Origin of the sequence: Azoarcus sp. PA01, assembly GCA_001274695.2 — a bacterium.
Taxonomy (GTDB): domain Bacteria; phylum Pseudomonadota; class Gammaproteobacteria; order Burkholderiales; family Rhodocyclaceae; genus Aromatoleum.
The window spans coordinates 1500162-1518113 of the sequence record LARU01000002.1 but is presented as its reverse complement, the minus strand read 5'-3'; the positions used below and the strand labels follow the sequence as shown (position 1 = coordinate 1518113).

General features: G+C 64.3%; 11 protein-coding genes, 2 tRNA genes and 3 rRNA genes. 7 read left to right on the top strand and 9 right to left on the bottom strand.

Translation table 11 applies throughout. The features are described 5' to 3' along the window. Positions 1 to 144: 144 nt before the first annotated feature. From PA01_07980 to lexA, 4 genes are read right to left on the bottom strand one after another with little or no spacing between them, the layout of a single operon-like run. Positions 145 to 3345 (bottom strand): error-prone DNA polymerase, encoded by a 3201-nt coding sequence (locus PA01_07980; protein ID KON81546.1) that lies wholly within the window; start codon positions 3343 to 3345, stop codon positions 145 to 147. Between the two features lie 38 nt (positions 3346 to 3383). Then, positions 3384 to 4817, bottom strand: a complete 1434-nt coding sequence (locus PA01_07975) for a DNA polymerase Y family protein (GenBank protein ID KON81545.1) — start codon at positions 4815 to 4817, stop codon at positions 3384 to 3386. Then, positions 4799 to 5476, bottom strand: a complete 678-nt coding sequence (imuA, locus tag PA01_07970; protein ID KON81544.1) for a translesion DNA synthesis-associated protein ImuA — start codon at positions 5474 to 5476, stop codon at positions 4799 to 4801. Before imuA ends, PA01_07975 begins: the two co-directional genes overlap by 19 nt. 34 nt (positions 5477 to 5510) lie before the next feature. Next, positions 5511 to 6122, bottom strand: coding sequence for a transcriptional repressor LexA (lexA, locus tag PA01_07965; GenBank protein KON81543.1), 612 nt, complete (start codon positions 6120 to 6122; stop codon positions 5511 to 5513). Between the two features lie 268 nt (positions 6123 to 6390). Between lexA and PA01_07960 the strand changes: the two genes are divergently transcribed. Both PA01_07960 and PA01_07955 read left to right on the top strand, forming a co-directional pair. Further along, on the top strand, positions 6391 to 7047 hold the full coding sequence (locus tag PA01_07960) for an MOSC domain-containing protein (GenBank protein ID KON81542.1): 657 nt from the start codon (positions 6391 to 6393) through the stop codon (positions 7045 to 7047). Positions 7048 to 7349: 302 nt separating this feature from the next. Next, positions 7350 to 7916: a PRC-barrel domain-containing protein gene (locus PA01_07955; protein ID KON81541.1), complete on the top strand. Its 567-nt coding sequence runs from the start codon at positions 7350 to 7352 to the stop codon at positions 7914 to 7916. A gap of 100 nt (positions 7917 to 8016) precedes the next feature. On the opposite strand, the gene PA01_07950 is transcribed toward PA01_07955, so the two are convergent. Beyond that, complete coding sequence (locus tag PA01_07950; GenBank protein ID KON81540.1) at positions 8017 to 8364, bottom strand: hypothetical protein; 348 nt, start codon at positions 8362 to 8364, stop codon at positions 8017 to 8019. Positions 8365 to 8474: 110 nt separating this feature from the next. Further along, complete coding sequence (locus tag PA01_07945) at positions 8475 to 9785, bottom strand: DUF445 domain-containing protein (protein ID KON81539.2); 1311 nt, start codon at positions 9783 to 9785, stop codon at positions 8475 to 8477. A 500-nt stretch (positions 9786 to 10285) separates the two neighbouring features. Between PA01_07945 and PA01_07940 the strand changes: the two genes are divergently transcribed. The 5 genes from PA01_07940 to rrf all read left to right on the top strand — a co-directional run bounded on the left by PA01_07940 (position 10286) and on the right by rrf (position 15422). Continuing rightward, positions 10286 to 11823: ribosomal RNA gene (locus PA01_07940) — 16S ribosomal RNA — on the top strand. A gap of 77 nt (positions 11824 to 11900) precedes the next feature. Further along, a tRNA-Ile gene (locus PA01_07935) sits at positions 11901 to 11977 on the top strand. Positions 11978 to 11992: 15 nt separating this feature from the next. Beyond that, positions 11993 to 12068, top strand: a tRNA-Ala gene (locus tag PA01_07930). A 260-nt stretch (positions 12069 to 12328) separates the two neighbouring features. Next, positions 12329 to 15213 (top strand): 23S ribosomal RNA (locus PA01_07925). A 96-nt stretch (positions 15214 to 15309) separates the two neighbouring features. After that, a 5S ribosomal RNA gene (gene rrf, locus PA01_07920) occupies positions 15310 to 15422 on the top strand. Together the 16S, 23S and 5S rRNA genes with 2 tRNA genes alongside form the textbook arrangement of a ribosomal RNA operon. 107 nt (positions 15423 to 15529) lie before the next feature. Here rrf and PA01_07915 read toward each other — a convergent pair. From PA01_07915 to PA01_07905, 3 genes are all read right to left on the bottom strand, one after another. Further along, positions 15530 to 17086 (bottom strand): IS66 family transposase, encoded by a 1557-nt coding sequence (locus tag PA01_07915; GenBank protein KON81538.1) that lies wholly within the window; start codon positions 17084 to 17086, stop codon positions 15530 to 15532. A 61-nt stretch (positions 17087 to 17147) separates the two neighbouring features. Beyond that, positions 17148 to 17477, bottom strand: a complete 330-nt coding sequence (gene tnpB, locus PA01_07910) for an IS66 family insertion sequence element accessory protein TnpB (protein ID KON81537.1) — start codon at positions 17475 to 17477, stop codon at positions 17148 to 17150. Continuing rightward, positions 17474 to 17845, bottom strand: coding sequence for a transposase (locus PA01_07905; GenBank protein KON82384.2), 372 nt, complete (start codon positions 17843 to 17845; stop codon positions 17474 to 17476). The genes tnpB and PA01_07905 overlap by 4 nt, the downstream gene beginning before the upstream one ends. Positions 17846 to 17952 lie beyond the last annotated feature (107 nt).

Below are 17952 nucleotides of genomic sequence, written 5' to 3'. Positions count from 1 at the left end.
CGAGCACGGTGCGCTTGCGCGGCGGCCCGGGTTTCCCGCCGTGATTCGACGAATGCGTTGCAGTTACGTGATCGAGACGATTTCGAGCGGGCGTCCTCGCGGGCACGTCGAATTTCAAAAGGCGCTGATTCGCTTGGAAATGGGTTATTGAAAATCCCGGCTGCGCGCATCGAGCGCACCGAGCAGTGCCGAGTGATCGACCAGGCGTTGCGCGATCAGGTGCACGACCTTGCCGTCGCGGCGGATCTGTCCGAATACGCCGAGCAGGCGCGCGCCGAGCACTTCGCGTCGCTGCCGTTCGACGAGTTCGGCCTGCACGATGACGTTCGCGAGACCCGTCTCGTCCTCGACGGTCAGGAACAGGATGCCCTTGGCCGTGCCGGGGCGCTGGCGGCACGTCACGAGGCCGGCGATGCGCGCGAGCTTGCGGTCCGGGCAGTCGCGGATTTCGGCCGCGGTCACGAAGCGCATGGTCGTGAGCTTGGCGCGCAGCAGCGCCAGCGGATGGCGACCGAGCGTGAAACCGAGCCGCGCATAATCGGTGATGAGCGCCTGTGCTTCGGACGGTGCCGCGAGCGTGGCGCGCGGCTCCTCGATGCGTGCGCCGCGCAGCACGCCTTCGGGCCCGAGCCCGGCCGCGGCCTGCCACAATGCCTGGCGCCGATGGCCGGCGAGGCGCTCGAGTGCGCCGGCTTCGGCGAGCCGCTTGAGCGCGGCCGCGTCGAGGCGCGCGCCCAGCGCAAGCTCGTCGACGTCCGGAAACGGGCGTTGGGTGCGCGCGGCGACAATCCGTAGGGCGGCTTCGCGACTGAAGCCCTTGATCAGCCGCAGCCCGAGCCGCACCGCCGGAGCGTGGCCGGGCGACGCGTCCGGCAGCGCTTCGAGCGTGCAGTCCCAGTCGCTCGCGGTCACTTCCGCGCCGAGCACGACGACGCCGTGGCGGCGCGCGTCCTGGATCAGCTGCGACGGCGCGTAAAAACCCATCGGCTGGCTGTTCAGCAACCCGCACAGGAACGCGGCCGGCTCGAAGCACTTCAGCCACGCCGAGCAATACACGAGCAGCGCGAAGCTCGCGGCATGCGACTCGGGAAAGCCGTAGCTGCCGAAGCCTTCGATCTGGTCGCACAGCCGCTCGGCGAACTCGACGCGGTAGCCGCGCACGGCCATGCCGGCGAGGAGTTTCGCGCGGTAGCGCTCGAGCTCGCCGTGGCGCCGGAACGCGCCCATCGCGCGACGCAGCTGGTCGGCCTCGCCCGGCGTGAAGCCCGCCGCGACGACCGCCAGCTGCATGACCTGCTCCTGGAAGATCGGCACGCCGAGCGTGCGTTCGAGCACCTCGCGCACCCCGTCAGGGTGAACGCAGGCGCCGTCCGCGTCGGCGCCGGAGCGTTGCGGTTGCGGATACGAAACCGGTTCGTCGCGTTCGATCCGGGCGCGCGCCTGAAGGTAGGGGTGGACCATGCCGCCCTGGATCGGGCCGGGGCGCACGATCGCGACCTGCACGACGAGATCGTAGAAGCGCGCCGGCTTCAGGCGCGGCAGCATCGTCATCTGCGCGCGCGATTCGATCTGGAACACGCCGATCGAATCGGCTTCCGACAGCATCCGATAGACTTCGGGCGCCTCGCGCGGAATGCCGGCAAGCGTGAACGGGCGGGCGCGCCACGCCGAGACCAGCGCGAGGCTGCGCCGCAGCGCCGACAGCATCCCGAGCGCGAGCACATCGATCTTCAAGAGCCCCAGCGCGTCGAGGTCGTCCTTGTCCCACTGGATCACGGTGCGCTCGGGCATCGCGGCGTTTTCGACCGGCACGAGCTCGTCGAGCCGGCCGCGCGCGATGACGAAACCACCGACATGCTGCGACAGATGGCGCGGAAAGCCGACGAGTGCTTCGGTCAGCATCGCCAGACGCTGCACGCCGGGGCTCGCCGGATCGAAGCCGGCTTCCCGCAAGCGCTCGGGCCGGATGCGGCCGGCGTCGAACCAGAAGCGGTCGCGCGCAAGCCGCTCGAGCTGGCCGGACGGCAGCCCGAGCGCCCGGCCGACGTCGCGCAGCGCGCTTCTCGCGCGGTAGCGGATCACGGTCGCGGCGAGCGCCGCGCGTTCGCGTCCGTACTTGCGATAGACATACTGGATGACTTCCTCGCGCCGCTCGTGCTCGAAATCGACGTCGATGTCGGGCGGCTCGTCGCGCTCTTTCGAGATGAAGCGCTCGACGAGCATGATGCCGAGCTCGGGGTCGACTTCAGTGATCCCGAGCGCCCAACAGACGACCGAGTTCGCCGCCGACCCGCGCCCCTGGCACAGGATGCCGCGGCTGCGCGCAAAGCGCACGAGATCCTCGACGGTCAGAAAGTACGCTTCGAAGCCGAGTTCGGCGATCAGCGCAAGCTCATGCTCGACCTGTGCGCGCACTTTCGGCGGCAGGTCGTCCTGCGGGTGGCCGTAGCGCCAGCGCAGCCCGTCCTCGACGAGGCGTCGCAGCCAGCTGGCAGGCGTCTCGCCGTCCGGCACGAGCTCGGCCGGATATTCGTAGCGCAGCTCGTCGAGCCGGAAATGGCAGCGCGCAGCGATCCGCAGCGTCTCGGCGAGAAGTTCGGCAGGGTAGCGGCGCGCGAGCACCGCGCGCTCGTGCAGCGCGCGCTCGGCGTTCGGCGCGAGCGCCCGGCCCGCTTCGGCGACCGTGACCCGCAGACGCAGTGCCGTCAGCACGTCGGCGAGCGCCCGGCGAGACGGGTCGTGCATCAGCGTCCCGGTCGCCGCGACCGGAGGCAGGCCGGCGGCCGCAGCGATCGCCAGCAACGCCTCGAGCCGGCGCGCATCGTCCGGGCCGCACGCGAGCTCGACCGCGAGCCACGTGGCGTCCGCAAACCGTTCGCCGACCCAGCGCGCGTCGGCAACGAGCGCTGCGGCATCGAGTGCCCCGTCGTCGGGCGGCACGACCAGCGCCAGACAGCCGGGAACCCCGTGATCGAGATCGGCACGCGTCAGCTGGTAACGACTTTTTGTCGCTGCGCGCCGCCCGGTCGTGATCAACCGCGCAAGCCGCCCGTACGCGGCGCGGTCGGTCGCGAGCAGCACGACGCGCAGGCCGTCGGCAAGGAGCAGCTCGCTGCCGATCAGGAGCTGCAGCGGCCGCGCCAGGCGCCGAACGTGCTGATGCGCGCGCACGACCCCCGCGAGCGAGCATTCGTCGGTGATCGCGAGCGCCGTGTAGCCGGCCTCAGCCGCGCGCGCGACCAGTTCTTCGGGGTGCGAGGCGCCGCGCTGGAAGCTGAAGTTCGTCAGACAGTGCAGCTCGGCATAGGCCGGAGCCGGGGAGAGCGGAGGCGGAGCACTATTCATGAAGCGCCTCCCCGTAGCGCTCCCTGCCCGCGCGGGGGTCAGCCGAAAAAACCATGCACATACCAGCCACCGGGCGGGTCGAGCCGTTCGAACACCCACCACAGCGCGCCCTCGGCCGTGTGCGCGACGTAATAGTCGCGGCGCATGTCGTCGCCGTCCCACCAGCCGGATTCGATGCGTTCCGGGTCGCTCAGCAGCGTCAAGGCGCGCGTGACGCCGAGCGCGCGCGGCGGCTGCACCAGCCACAGCGGGCGCGGACCGAGGATGGCGGAGTGCGGGGCGGGACGGGCGCCGGGCGCGGCCGGGCGCCACGCGCGCTCGGGACGATGATCGGCAACCGGCAGCACCGTATGCACCGCGTCCCTGCCGAGCCGCGCGCGCAGCCGATCGAGCAGGCGCACCGCGGCCTCGCGCGCCGCCTCGTTTTCGCCGCCGAAGAGATCCGGCGTGCTTGGCGGCAGTGCGACCGGCGCGTCGGCCGTCAGGCGCAGCGCCTCGACCGGCGCCGGCAGCGTGAGCGCGGCCAGCTGTTCGCACGCGAGCTGCACGAAGCGCGCCGCATCGCGCTGCGGACGGCCGGTAATTATTTCGACGACGGTCGCGGGCGCGCGCTCGTGTTCGAGATGCAGCCGGCAGCAATCGAGCCCGGCCTGGCGCGCAGCCAGCCACGCGGCGAGGTTCGAGAAAAGCCGCCCGGCCGCGAAGCGCAACGGTTCGGTGTGTGCGACGCTCGCCGGCAGCACGAGGCGCGAGGCGAAGCGCTCGGCAGGGACGAAGCGCGGGCGCGGATCGGGTTCGCGGCCGCGGGCGCGCGCAACGGTGTCGGTGACGACGCTCGCGTGCCGGCGTGCGAGCCCGTCGCGCGGCAGCCGTGCGAGCTCGCCGATGCGGCGCACGCCGACGCCGTGCAGCAGTTCGAGCGTTGCGGGCGGCACCGGCGCCCCGTCGGCGAGCAGTTCAATCGGCAGCGCATCGAGCGCGCGCGCCCAGTCGGGCGACGGGCGTACGAGCGTGCCCGGGCGCGCCCGCGCGAACCAGCGGGCAGCCAGCGGTGTCGGCGCGGCGGCAAGCGTCGTGGTCAGGCCGAGCGGCAGCGCAGCAGCTGCAATGCGCTGCGCGAGCGCGTCGATGCCGCTGAACAGGCGCAGGCTCGCGCTCGCTTCGAGCAGCACCGCATCGGGCGGATCGAGGCTCACGCACGACGTGAACTGTCCGGCCCACGTCGCAAGCTCGGCCAGCGTCGCCGCTTCGAGCGTCGGATCGCGCTCGCACAAGGCCAGTTCGGGCACCACCGCCAGCGCGCCGGCGACCCCTTGGCACAGTTCGACGCCGCGCACGCGGGCAGCCGCGGTCGCGGCGACGATCGTGGCGCGCGGCTGCGGCTCGACGACCGCCACGAGACCCGCGTCATCGACGCCGCGCGTAAAGACCTGCAGCGGCAGATCGGGCAGGATCAGCGCAAACCAGAGCATCGACGGTCAGCGCGGCCGGAGAAGGCGGCGGGGCGCTCGGGAAGGGGGAGCTGAAGCGGCCACCCGAGGGGCGGACCGCGCCGTTTGACGATCTCGAGCGCCAAGGCGTCGGGCGCCGGCTGCAATCGCAGCCGCAGGCTCGCGGGGGACGCCTGCTGTGCGGCGCCGCCCGGGCGAACCACGAACAGCGAGGTCGCGGACGCTTCGGCAGCGAGCTGCAGGCGGCGCAGCGCGGCGTGCTGGGCGTTCGGCAGCCACGCGATCACGACCGAGCAGCCCCCCGACGCGACCGCCTGCCGGGTCGTCCATAAGGTCGTGGCCGGGTCGGGCGGCGTGAGCAGCAACAATCGGTCGAGCCGCACGCCGGCTGCGGCGAGCGCCGGCGCGTACGGCAGATGCGGCGGCGCGATCCATGCGATCCAGCGCTCGGGAGCGGCGGCGCGCAGCGCCGGCAGTAGCAGCGCGAGCTCCCCGATGCCGAACGCGTCCATGAGGAGCTCGATCAGCGCGCCGCGCGGCCAGCCGCCGCCGGGCAGCTGTGCGTCAAGCGCGGCAAAGCCGGTTGGCACGCCCGCTTCGGCCGGCCGGGCAAGCCGGTCGGCCGGCCAGACGAGGCCGGGCGGCAACCGGGCGAGCGTCGCGAGGGGAGAGGTCGACATCGCTTTGCGTGTAGGGCCGGGATGCAGGGAGTCGTCACCGCGAGCCGTTGCGCACGAGGCCGACGGCGATGCCTTCGATGTCGAGCGCTTGATGGCGCGTGTCGACGACGATCGGTTCGAAGTCCGGATTGGCCGGCAGCAAGCGCACGATCGGCCCGTCGCGGATGAAGGTTTTTACGGTGACTTCGTCCTCGAGGCGGGCGACGACGACCTGGCCGGCGCGCGCCTGCGGCGTGCGATGCACCGCGAGCAGGTCGCCGTCGATGATTCCGGCGTCGCGCATGCTCATGCCGCGCACGCGCAGCAGGTAGTCGGCGCGCGGCGAGAACAGCGCCGAGTCGACCTGGTAGCGGGCTTCGATGTGCTCGATCGCGAGCATCGGACGGCCGGCTGCGACGTGCCCGACCAGCGGCAGCCCCAGCGCCTCGACGAGCCGGATGCCGCGGGCGCGACCTTCCTCGAGGATGATCGCGCCTTTCGCGGCGAGCGTGCGCAGATGGGTTTCGGCCGCGTTCGGCGAGCGAAAGCCGAACGCGGTGCAGATTTCGGCGCGGGTCGGCGGTCGTCCTTCGCCCTCCACGGTGTGGCGAATGAAGTCGAGAATCTCGGCCTGGCGAGCGGTGAGGGGGTCAGCGCGAGAAATCATGGGCGTCTGCGAAAGGACGGTAAGGTTGAGTGACGGATTCGGCGGGTGGCAGTCCATCAAGATTACTGTATATTTATACATATCATAGCGTGTGTTTTTGCCATGAGCTACCTCCAGACAGAATGCGCTATTTATCCAGCAGGCGCAGCCTTCCATTCGAGCGGCGTAAGCCGTGCCCGTCGCCTGGGCGTGGCGATCGCCGCGTTGGTGCCGGACGGGAGGCGGGGCCTTTCGGGGCTAAAATCACCGGATCAACGGAGACTCCACCATGGCCGACGTATCCCTCTTCATCGGCGGCATCCGGCCGCTGCCCGAGTCGGGGCGTCCGACCGGCATGTACAAGTCGCAGGTGAGCAGCGCCGAAGTGGCGCGCGAGGGATTTGTCGGCGACCAGCAAGCCGATCGCAGGGTGCATGGCGGTCCCGACAAGGCGGTGCATTTCTATCCCGCTGGCCACTATGAACAGCTTGCCGCCCGCTTCCCGGACGCCAGGGAAAGGCTGCATCCGGGGGCGATGGGCGAAAATCTCTCCTCCCTTGAACTGGACGAGCGCGACGTTCGCATCGGCGACATCTGGAGTCTGGGAACGGTCCGGCTGCAGGTGTGCCAGCCTCGCACTCCCTGCTGGAAAATCGACGAACGGTTCGGCTGCGAAGGGATCGCGGCTTTCATTGCCGAACACCTCCTGACGGGATGGTACTGGCGCGTCCTCGAACTGGGCCGGGTGTCATCTGGCGACACGCTCGACTTGTCGACGCCGGCCTTTGACGCGCCGACGCTGAGGGAGGCGATGCTGCTGTGGCAGGAACACCGCCCATCCCTTCCGGATCTCGAACGGCTCGCGCAGACGCCCGGCCTCGCCGCCGGGTGGCGCGACAAGATCCACCAGCGGCTGGCGTGGCTGAGGCGCGCGGCGGCAGGGTAGTTGCATCGGCGGGACGCCGCTCGGCGCCGGCCTATTTCCTTGGGATCACGTTCCCGGCGGGAGTCGATGGGGTGGAGCTGCTCCGCCACTCGGCGCACGGCAGTGACTGGCTGCTCGTGTGGGCGTGCTTCGGAACTTAGAAAGGTGCCGATCGATCATAAGCTTACCTCGATCCTAGACCGCAGCTGAATTGGCCGGACGTGGCGCGCTCGGTGCGGAACAGGGATCGACAGGATGCTCGTCCAGATGGAACGCGGGCGAGACACCAGTCAGACGAACGCCACCCCAGGCAGGAGGATGATATGAGCTCGATCTATCGCAAGTCTTTGCTGGCCGGCGCACTTGCGGCGCTCGTTGCGGTCCCTATCGGGGCTGTTGCGGGCTCGTACACTGAAGGCCAGACCAAGCACCAGATGCGCTCGCCGATGGGAGCTGCAGGACAGGTCCAGTCGATGACCCCGAGCCAATTGCGGGGTACCGAGGTCGTCGATGCGAGCGGTGAACAAATCGGTTCGGTGAAAACGGTCGTCCGCAGCCGCCACGACGAAAACATCCATGCGGTGATTTCGGCAGGGGGTTTTCTCGGTGTCGGCGACAGGGAAATCACCGTGCCGCTCAACCGCATGCGCTACGAAGACGGCAAGCTGCGTCTGAGCGCGGGCGTGGATGAGTTGAGGGCGGGGCCCGAGTACCGTCCAGAGCAGTACGTCGAGCTGCGGCCGATGGATCAGCCGATCAGCGAGTTCTCGGCGCTCGAGCCGATGCCGGACGAGTCCACGCGCTATCGTGGGGAGGGCACGTCCTGGGACATCGAGCGCAGTGCGGATCCGAATGCGCCGTATCCGGAGGGCTGGAGGGTCACTCCGTAATCATTCAGGAATGATGGCCGGGCGAAGTTCGCCCGCCACTCGGCAAAAGCCGGCGCTACGAGTGCCGGCTTTTTTTCGCGCGCCCATCACTGAGAGCTCGTCAGTTACGTGTATCGTCGCGGCGCTCTTCCCGAACCTCGCGCACAACTTCGCCTTCGAGGACGATTCCCTGGCCTGGTTTCGGATGCTGATGGGGGGACGCGCGGGCATGCGCCTGGGCGGCGCGCATCGCCTTGCGCAAATCGCGTGTTTTCCACCAGACATAGCCCCAGAGGAGTACTGCCGCTGCCACCACCACGGCGAAGAAGATCACCGAGAACGTCAGTGCAAGACCGAAGATGACCGCAGCAGCGGCGATTGCACCGAGCTTCTGCAGCAGGCCGACAGGTTTCGACGGGTTGTGGTTGAGGTTTTTCAGAAGGGCTTCGAATCTCGGATCGCGTTGCATGCATCTTCCTGGTTATGGCTCGATGTGTGAAGTGGACCGCCTGTGGCGAAAAGATTCCCGGTCACGGCGCGTGCACCGACAATGATCGCAAGTTTGCGCGACCACCGGGTTTAGACAAACAAGGTCAGCGCATGCAGCAGCACTCCGATCCCGCCGCCCACGATAGTGCCATTGAGCCGGATGAACTGAAGATCGCGCCCGACGCTCAGTTCGACTTCGCGGACGAGGTCCTCGTCTTTCCAGCTCCTGATCGTCGAAGCGATGTGGCGGGACAGTGCGTCCCGCAGATCGTCTGCGAGCGCGACCATGGCAGATTCGAGATGGCCATCGAGAGAATCGCGCAAAGCGCGGTTGTCGGCGAGGGCGGTGGCGAAGGCGGTTGCGGCGGCGCTGATTCGTTGCCGCAGTCGCGAGTGCGGTTCATGAAGGTCCTTGCGCAGCCAGGCTTTCAGCTCGTCCCACAGGCCGTCCAGGTAACGGGCCAGAAGCGGATGCGTCAATACGTCCAGCTTCGCGGCGTTGACCCGCGCTTTGAAGTCGGCGTCGTTCTTCATGCGCGCAATGAACTCGGCCACCGTTTCGTCGAAGGCCCGCCGACGCGGGTGCTGCGGATCGTCCCCGATATCGTGCAGCCAGCCGTTGATGCCCCTCACGATGCCGGCGGCGATCCTGCGCGAGAATTCGTCGGTGTTGGTGACGAGGCCGACCGTCTTCAACGTCTTCGGGTACTCCTTGCCGGCGATCTCGATGATCATCGCGGCGAAGGCGATCTGCACCTCCGGGTCGTCGAGCCAGCGTGCCAATCGTTTGAGCGCGGCGTCGAGCAATTCCTGATGCCGCGCGTCGACCGTCAGAGTGTCGAGGATCTGTCCTGCCATCTCTGATACGTCGATCGCCCTGAGTCGTTCCCCGATCCTTGCAGCGAGCAGGGTGCGGACGCGCTCGTCGTCGATGAAGTCCAGCCACCCGGCCAACCCGCCGGCAAGCTTTCCGGCGACGATTTCAGCGTTGTCCCGCTGCCGCAGCCAGCCGGCCAGCCGCTCGGCCGGACTGAACGTACGGAGCTTGTGGACGAGGGTGTCGGTGGCGAGGAACTTGTCGCGAACGAATGCCGCAAGGTTGTCGGCGAGCCGCTCCTTGTTTGCCGGAATGATCGCAGTGTGGGGAATCGGTAGCCCGAGGGGATGTCGGAAGAGTGCAACGACAGCGAACCAGTCGGCCAAGGCACCGATCATCGCGGCTTCGGCAAAGGCTGCGACCCAGGCCCAGATTCCGGCCCCTTGTTGCAAGCGGGCGACCACGAACAGCGCCGCGACCGCGACCAGCAGCGCGGTGGCGAGCCGTTTCATCTTCGCCAGTTGACGCGCCTTCGCGTCCCCCAGTGCGGACGACATATCAGTTGCTCCGTAGGAGGTGCTCATGAAAACGCCCGCGCTTGCGGCATTGCACGCAGGGTAGCTTGCAATGCGGAGTGCAGTAAAACGGTGACGCATATGGGGTGCGACGGGAGCTTCCCGGGGGCGCAGCGTTTGCTCATCCGGCATCGGAGCGCGCGGCGAAAGCCGGACTTCGTGGCGAAAAAGAACGAAACCGCAAGCGGCCAGACCTTCGACCGGACCGAGAGGGTTGCAGCCCATCCGGCGAGCGGCAGTGGCCAGGTGACGCGGCGTCTGAGACGGCCTGCGACAGGAGAACAAGGAAATATCGGAAGATGTCTCGAAGGGGGTTGACGGGCGCGATCACGCCCGTATAATTCGCTCCCTTGCTGCAGCGATGTGGCGGTTCTTTAAAAAGTTGAACAACCGATAAGTGTGGGTACTGGGTTGCTGCGGTGGTCGAATCGCCTTCGGGTGGATTCGGCATTGCAAAGATTGAGTGCTCACGGAAGTCAGTAGAGATTCTTTGAGTACTTTGTTGGATTGAACTTAAGAGTTTGATCCTGGCTCAGATTGAACGCTGGCGGCATGCTTTACACATGCAAGTCGAACGGCAGCGGGGGCTTCGGCCTGCCGGCGAGTGGCGAACGGGTGAGTAATGCATCGGAACGTACCCAGTCGTGGGGGATAACTACGCGAAAGCGTAGCTAATACCGCATACGCCCTGAGGGGGAAAGCGGGGGACCTTCGGGCCTCGCGCGATTGGAGCGGCTGATGTCGGATTAGCTAGTTGGTGGGGTAAAGGCCTACCAAGGCGACGATCCGTAGCTGGTCTGAGAGGATGATCAGCCACACTGGGACTGAGACACGGCCCAGACTCCTACGGGAGGCAGCAGTGGGGAATTTTGGACAATGGGCGCAAGCCTGATCCAGCCATGCCGCGTGAGTGAAGAAGGCCTTCGGGTTGTAAAGCTCTTTCAGACGGAAAGAAATCGCGCGGGTCAATAGCCTGCGTGGATGACGGTACTGTCAGAAGAAGCACCGGCTAACTACGTGCCAGCAGCCGCGGTAATACGTAGGGTGCGAGCGTTAATCGGAATTACTGGGCGTAAAGCGTGCGCAGGCGGTTGTGTAAGACAGGTGTGAAATCCCCGGGCTTAACCTGGGAACTGCGCTTGTGACTGCACGGCTAGAGTACGGCAGAGGGGGGTGGAATTCCACGTGTAGCAGTGAAATGCGTAGATATGTGGAGGAACACCGATGGCGAAGGCAGCCCCCTGGGCCGATACTGACGCTCATGCACGAAAGCGTGGGGAGCAAACAGGATTAGATACCCTGGTAGTCCACGCCCTAAACGATGTCGACTAGTTGTTCGGGAAGGTAACTTCCTGAGTAACGCAGCTAACGCGTGAAGTCGACCGCCTGGGGAGTACGGCCGCAAGGTTAAAACTCAAAGGAATTGACGGGGACCCGCACAAGCGGTGGATGATGTGGATTAATTCGATGCAACGCGAAAAACCTTACCTACCCTTGACATGCCTGGAATCCTCGAGAGATCGAGGAGTGCCTTCGGGAGCCAGGACACAGGTGCTGCATGGCTGTCGTCAGCTCGTGTCGTGAGATGTTGGGTTAAGTCCCGCAACGAGCGCAACCCTTGTCGCTAATTGCCATCATTAGGTTGGGCACTTTAGCGAGACTGCCGGTGACAAACCGGAGGAAGGTGGGGATGACGTCAAGTCCTCATGGCCCTTATGGGTAGGGCTTCACACGTCATACAATGGTCGGTACAGAGGGTTGCCAAGCCGCGAGGTGGAGCCAATCCCACAAAGCCGATCGTAGTCCGGATCGTAGTCTGCAACTCGACTACGTGAAGTCGGAATCGCTAGTAATCGCAGATCAGCATGCTGCGGTGAATACGTTCCCGGGTCTTGTACACACCGCCCGTCACACCATGGGAGTGGGTTTCACCAGAAGTAGGTAGCTTAACCTTTCGGGGAGGGCGCTTACCACGGTGAGATTCATGACTGGGGTGAAGTCGTAACAAGGTAGCCGTATCGGAAGGTGCGGCTGGATCACCTCCTTTCAAGAGAAGACGGCCGCGGCGGCCGCAGTATCCACAACTTATCGGTTGTTCAGGCAACGAGCGCCTCGCAGGCATGAGGGTCTGTAGCTCAGCTGGTTAGAGCACCGTCTTGATAAGGCGGGGGTCGTTGGTTCGAACCCAACCAGACCCACCACCGCCGCAGGACAGGGGGGGATTAGCTCAGCTGGGAGAGCACCTGCTTTGCAAGCAGGGGGTCGACGGTTCGATCCCGTCATCCTCCACCACCGCCTCATCGGGTGGGCTCGAGAGTAGGGCTAAGCAGTGCGCACGGACGGTGCGTAGTGCTTAGGCCTAGTGCCAGTGTTCTTTAACAAAGTGGAAGAAGTAAAGTGTGCGACAGTGGGCCGCAAGGCGCGCTGTTGCATGGGTTGGTGTGATTGCATTTTTTGCATTCACCTGCGCTTTGAACCAGCGGCAGGTGAGTGCGCACAAGCGTGAGTTCGTCTATGACGGTGCACCCTGGCGACAGGGTCCATGGTTATAGGATCAAGCGACTAAGTGCATGTGGTGGATGCCTTGGCGATCACAGGCGATGAAGGACGTGCAAGCCTGCGAAAAGCGGGGGGGAGCTGGCAATGGAGCTTTGATCCCCCGATGTCCGAATGGGGAAACCCACTCCTTTTGGAGTATCCCGCGCTGAATACATAGGCGTGTGGAGGCGAACGCGGCGAACTGAAACATCTAAGTAGCCGCAGGAACAGAAATCAACCGAGATTCCCCAAGTAGTGGCGAGCGAACGGGGAGGAGCCTGCACGACTAAACCATTTACTTAGCAAAACGGTCTGGAAAGTCCGACGATACAGGGTGATAGTCCCGTATGCGAAAAGTGGCTGGCGGGTCTGAGCGTGCGACAAGTAGGGCGGGACACGAGAAATCCTGTCTGAAGATGGGGGGACCATCCTCCAAGGCTAAATACTCGTGATCGACCGATAGTGAACCAGTACCGTGAGGGAAAGGCGAAAAGAACCCCGGGAGGGGAGTGAAATAGATCCTGAAACCGCATGCATACAAACAGTGGGAGCCTCCTTTGTGGGGTGACTGCGTACCTTTTGTATAATGGGTCAGCGACTTACGTTCAGTAGCGAGCTTAACCGAATAGGGGAGGCGTAGGGAAACCGAGTCTGACAAGGGCGATTGAGTTGCTGGGCGTAGACCCGAAACCGGATGATCTATCCATGGCCAGGATGAAGGTGCGGTAACACGCACTGGAGGTCCGAACCCACTAATGTTGAAAAATTAGGGGATGAGCTGTGGATAGGGGTGAAAGGCTAAACAAATCCGGAAATAGCTGGTTCTCCCCGAAAACTATTTAGGTAGTGCGTCGTACGGACACTTGCGGGGGTAGAGCACTGTAATCGTTGGGGGGGTCACTGCGATCTACCCCGCGATAGCAAACTCCGAATACCGCAAAGTGATATACGGCAGACAGTCCTGGGGTGCTAACGTCCTGGGACAAGAGGGAAACAACCCAGACCGCCAGCTAAGGTCCCAAATACATGGCTAAGTGGGAAACGAAGTGGGAAGGCCCAGACAGCTAGGAGGTTGGCTTAGAAGCAGCCATCCTTTAAAGAAAGCGTAATAGCTCACTAGTCGAGTCGTCCTGCGCGGAAGATGTAACGGGGCTCAAGCCATGAACCGAAGCTGCGGATCTCGCAAGAGATGGTAGGGGAGCGTTCCGTAAGCCTGCGAAGGTGTCTCGAGAGGGATGCTGGAGGTATCGGAAGTGCGAATGCTGACATGAGTAGCGATAAAGGGTGTGAAAAGCACCCTCGCCGAAAGCCCAAGGTTTCCTGCGCAACGTTCATCGACGCAGGGTGAGTCGGCCCCTAAGGCGAGGCAGAAATGCGTAGTCGATGGGAAACGGGTCAATATTCCCGTACCGCTCTTAGATGCGATGGGGGGACGGAGAAGGTTAGGCCAGCCGGGTGTTGGACGTCCCGGTTTAAGCGTGTAGGCGTGCCCCGTAGGCAAATCCGCGGGGCTAAGCTGAGGCGTGATGACGAGGGCTCTTTGAGCCCGAAGTGGTTGATACCATGCTTCCAGGAAAAGCCTCTAAGCTTCAGTCTAAGAGCGACCGTACCGCAAACCGACACAGGTGGGCAGGTAGAAAATACCCAGGCGCTTGAGAGAACTCAGGAGAAGGAACTCGGCAAATTGATACCGTAACTTCGGGAGAAGGTATGCCCCGCTAGCTTGTAGGCGAACAGCCGAAGGGCGAAGGGGCCGCAGAGAATCGGTGGCTGCGACTGTTTATTAAAAACACAGCACTGTGCAAACACGAAAGTGGACGTATACGGTGTGACGCCTGCCCGGTGCCGGAAGGTTAAGTGATGGGGTGCAAGCTCTTGATCGAAGCCCCGGTAAACGGCGGCCGTAACTATAACGGTCCTAAGGTAGCGAAATTCCTTGTCGGGTAAGTTCCGACCTGCACGAATGGCGTAACGATGGCCACACTGTCTCCTCCTGAGACTCAGCGAAGTTGAAATGTTTGTGAAGATGCAATCTCCCCGCGGCAAGACGGAAAGACCCCATGAACCTTTACTGTAGCTTTGCATTGGACTTTGACGGGACTTGTGTAGGATAGGTGGGAGGCTGTGAAGCGGGAACGCCAGTTTCCGTGGAGCCAACCTTGAAATACCACCCTGGTGTCGTTGAGGTTCTAACCTTGGCCCGTGAATCCGGGTCGGGGACCGTGCATGGCAGGCAGTTTGACTGGGGCGGTCTCCTCCCAAAAGGTAACGGAGGAGTACGAAGGTCGCCTAGACACGGTCGGACATCGTGTTGATAGTGCAATGGCAAAAGGCGGCTTGACTGCGAGACCGACAAGTCGAGCAGGTGCGAAAGCAGGTCATAGTGATCCGGTGGTTCTGTATGGAAGGGCCATCGCTCAACGGATAAAAGGTACTCTGGGGATAACAGGCTGATTCCGCCCAAGAGTTCACATCGACGGCGGAGTTTGGCACCTCGATGTCGGCTCATCACATCCTGGGGCTGTAGCCGGTCCCAAGGGTATGGCTGTTCGCCATTTAAAGTGGTACGTGAGCTGGGTTTAAAACGTCGTGAGACAGTTTGGTCCCTATCTGCCGTGGGCGCTGGAAGTTTGAGAGGACCTGCTCCTAGTACGAGAGGACCGGAGTGGACGCACCCCTGGTGTACCGGTTGTGACGCCAGTCGCATCGCCGGGTAGCTAAGTGCGGAAGAGATAACCGCTGAAAGCATCTAAGCGGGAAACTCGCCTCAAGATGAGACTTCCCCGGGGCCTCGAGCCCCCTGAAGGGTCGTTGAAGACCACAACGTTGATAGGTCGGGTGTGGAAGCGCAGCAATGCGTTGAGCTAACCGATACTAATTGCCCGTGAGGCTTGATCCTATAACCCTGGATCGAACACCGCGTGACGACTCACCGAAAAAAACGCCTCACACCTCCCCCACACACTTCGCTTCTCCGCTTTGTTACCCCTTACAGTCTGACGACCATAGCATCCTGGTACCACCCCTTCCCATCCCGAACAGGACCGTGAAACAGGACCGCGCCGATGATAGTGCCCATGCGGGTGCGAAAGTAGGTCATCGTCAGACTAACTCTTCACCCGAAAAGCCGCTTTCCCGAACCGGAAAGCGGCTTTTTGACGTCCACCTGCCGCGTATCCAACCGGCCATCTCATCTTGACGGCCGGTAACGCGGATCAGCAGGCGCCGGATTGGGGCTGCCAGCGATGCGGCAGCAACTCGCTGATCCGGCTGACCGGTTGGGTCGGCAGCCGGGCGAGGACGTCCTTCAGATAGGCATACGGATCGTGGCCGTTGAGCTTGGCCGACTGAATCAGGCTCATGATCGCCGCCGCCCGCTGGCCGGCGCGCAGGCTGCCCGCGAATAGCCAGTTCCCACGGCCGAGGGCCACCGGCCGGATTCGATTCTCGATCCAGTTGTTGTCGATCGGCACCCGGCCGTCGTCAAGATAGTGGGTCAGTGCCGCCCATCGATTCAGGCTGTAATCGATGGCCTTGGCCGTCGCCGAACCGGTTGGCACGCGTTGTCGTTGCGTCATCAGCCAAGTATGCAAGGCATCGGCGATCGGTCGCGCTTTCGCCTGTCGTATTCGGAGCCGTTCATGGGCGGTCAGGTCGGCCACGTCGCGCTCGACGCCGTAGATCTGGCCGAAGATCTCGAGCGCTTCGCCGGCAATCTGGCTCTGGTGGTTGGCATGCAGGTTGAAGAAGCGTCGCCTCGCATGGGCCATGCATCCTGCTTCGGTGATCCCGTGGGCAAACAGGGCGTTATAGGCCGCGTAATCGTCGCAGACCAGCGTCCCTCGCCAGTCGCCGAGGAAGGCTTTCGCGTGCTTGCCCGCCCGGCTGTCAGCAAAGTCGTAGATCACCGCCTTCATCGTTTCGAAGACCGGCGTGCCGTAACTCCATAAATACGCCCGATGCGTCTTGCCGGCACCGGGATTGAGCATCGCCACCGGCGTCTCGTCGGCATGCAATACCGGACGCTCGAGCAACGCCTCCTTGAGAGCGTCGACCAGCGGTTGCAGCGCGACGCCGGTTACGCCGACCCACTGGCCGAGCGTCGAGGGCGGAATCGTCATGCCGGACCGATCGAGGATGCCGCTCAGCCGATACAAGGGTTGATGATCGGCGAACTTGGCGACCATCACGTGCGCCAGCAGGCCGACGGTCGGAATGCCCTTGTCGATCACTTGCGCCGGCACCGGGGCCTGGATCAGCGTCTCGCACTGGGCACAGACCCACTTGCCGCGAATGTGCCGCTCGACGGTGAACACGCCCGGCGTGTAGTCGAGCTTCTCGGCGATATCCTCGCCGATGCGCTTGAGCTGACAGCCGCAGGGGCAGGTCCTCTGCTCCGGTTCGTGGTGGATGTCGTGGCGTGGCAAATGCGGCGGCAGCGGCTGCCGACGCGGCTTGGCTTTCTCGTCCGGTGGCTTCGGACTCGACAGCTGTTCGAGTTCTGTTTCGATTGCGGCGAGGTCGGTGTCGACGGTTTCCTCGAACAGTCGCGCCTGCTCGGCCGACAGCTGCTCGGATCGGGCACTGAACCGCCAGCGCTTGTGCAACGCCAGTTCATGCGTGAGCTTGTCGATCTTGGCCTGACGCCAGTTCAGCTCGTGATCCTTCTGGCCGATCAGCGCCGCTTGCTGGCTGACTTCGGCGGCCAATTCCTGCACCAGGTGGCGCAGTTCATCCGCATTCAGTTCGTCAAGCCGGGCAGGAAGAAGCATGCGGGCATGATGCCCGCCCTGATGCTCGTTGGCTATTAGGGTAGGTCAGAATTGCCGCGGCTCACAGCACCCGGATGATGCCGTCGTCGCCGATCCGCTGCCACGGCAGCCCCAGCACCAGGGCGTCGAACTGCGCCCGACTCAGCGTCGCCGTCGTCTCGCCGGCCGGCCAATGGAAGCGCCCCTGTTGGAGTCGGCGCGCCGCCAGCCAGATGCCGAAGCCGTCATGGACCAGCACCTTCATTCGGTTGCCTCGACGGTTGGCGAAGAGGTAGGCATGGTGCGGCCGCGCTTCACCGAACACCTGAACGACCCGACCCAGCACCGTATCGGTACCGGCCCGCATGTCCAGCGCCTGCACCGCCAGCCAGACCGCGTCGATCCGGATCATCGAAGCCACTCACGCAGCCAGGCGCCGCATTCGCCGGCCGCCTGCACAGGCCACTCGATGCGCACCGTCGTGTTGCCCCGGCAAAGCTCGATGCGGATGTCCGGGGGCGATGCCGGCGCAACGTGGAGCGGAACAAATTCGGAAACGGCAGCCTGCAATTCACCCCGCCGCACGCTTTGGCCTGGCGGCCTCACGCCGCGCTTGGCCATCCATTTCCTCACCAGGTTGGCATTCACGCCGTTGGCCAGCGCCACCCCAGCCACCGACGCGCCAGGCTCGCCGCACGCCTGAACAACCGCCTGCCGAAATTCCTCGCTGTGCTGCCGCTTCTGGCGTTGCGGTTTCGCAATCTCCATGATGGTGTCCACGATCAGTTGATGGTGGACACCATCCTCCTCAATCGCGGCGCTCCATCACAGATGACTTCGCCGGGTGCTTACCCTGCCGCCAACCCAGCCACGACACGCCCGCGCCG

What these genes read in the sequence shown, in the direction of transcription:
- PA01_07950 (KON81540.1), bottom strand. Translation starts at nt 8,364, where the DNA reads ATGCAACGCGATCCGAGATTCGAAGCCCTTCTGAAAAACCTCAACCAC.
- imuA (KON81544.1), bottom strand. Translation starts at nt 5,476, where the DNA reads ATGTCGACCTCTCCCCTCGCGACGCTCGCCCGGTTGCCGCCCGGCCTC.
- PA01_07975 (KON81545.1), bottom strand. Translation starts at nt 4,817, where the DNA reads ATGCTCTGGTTTGCGCTGATCCTGCCCGATCTGCCGCTGCAGGTCTTT.
- PA01_07955 (KON81541.1), top strand. Translation starts at nt 7,350, where the DNA reads ATGAGCTCGATCTATCGCAAGTCTTTGCTGGCCGGCGCACTTGCGGCG.
- lexA (KON81543.1), bottom strand. Translation starts at nt 6,122, where the DNA reads ATGATTTCTCGCGCTGACCCCCTCACCGCTCGCCAGGCCGAGATTCTC.
- tnpB (KON81537.1), bottom strand. Translation starts at nt 17,477, where the DNA reads ATGATCCGGATCGACGCGGTCTGGCTGGCGGTGCAGGCGCTGGACATG.
- PA01_07960 (KON81542.1), top strand. Translation starts at nt 6,391, where the DNA reads ATGGCCGACGTATCCCTCTTCATCGGCGGCATCCGGCCGCTGCCCGAG.
- PA01_07915 (KON81538.1), bottom strand. Translation starts at nt 17,086, where the DNA reads ATGCTTCTTCCTGCCCGGCTTGACGAACTGAATGCGGATGAACTGCGC.
- PA01_07945 (KON81539.2), bottom strand. Translation starts at nt 9,785, where the DNA reads ATGAGCACCTCCTACGGAGCAACTGATATGTCGTCCGCACTGGGGGAC.
- PA01_07980 (KON81546.1), bottom strand. Translation starts at nt 3,345, where the DNA reads ATGAATAGTGCTCCGCCTCCGCTCTCCCCGGCTCCGGCCTATGCCGAG.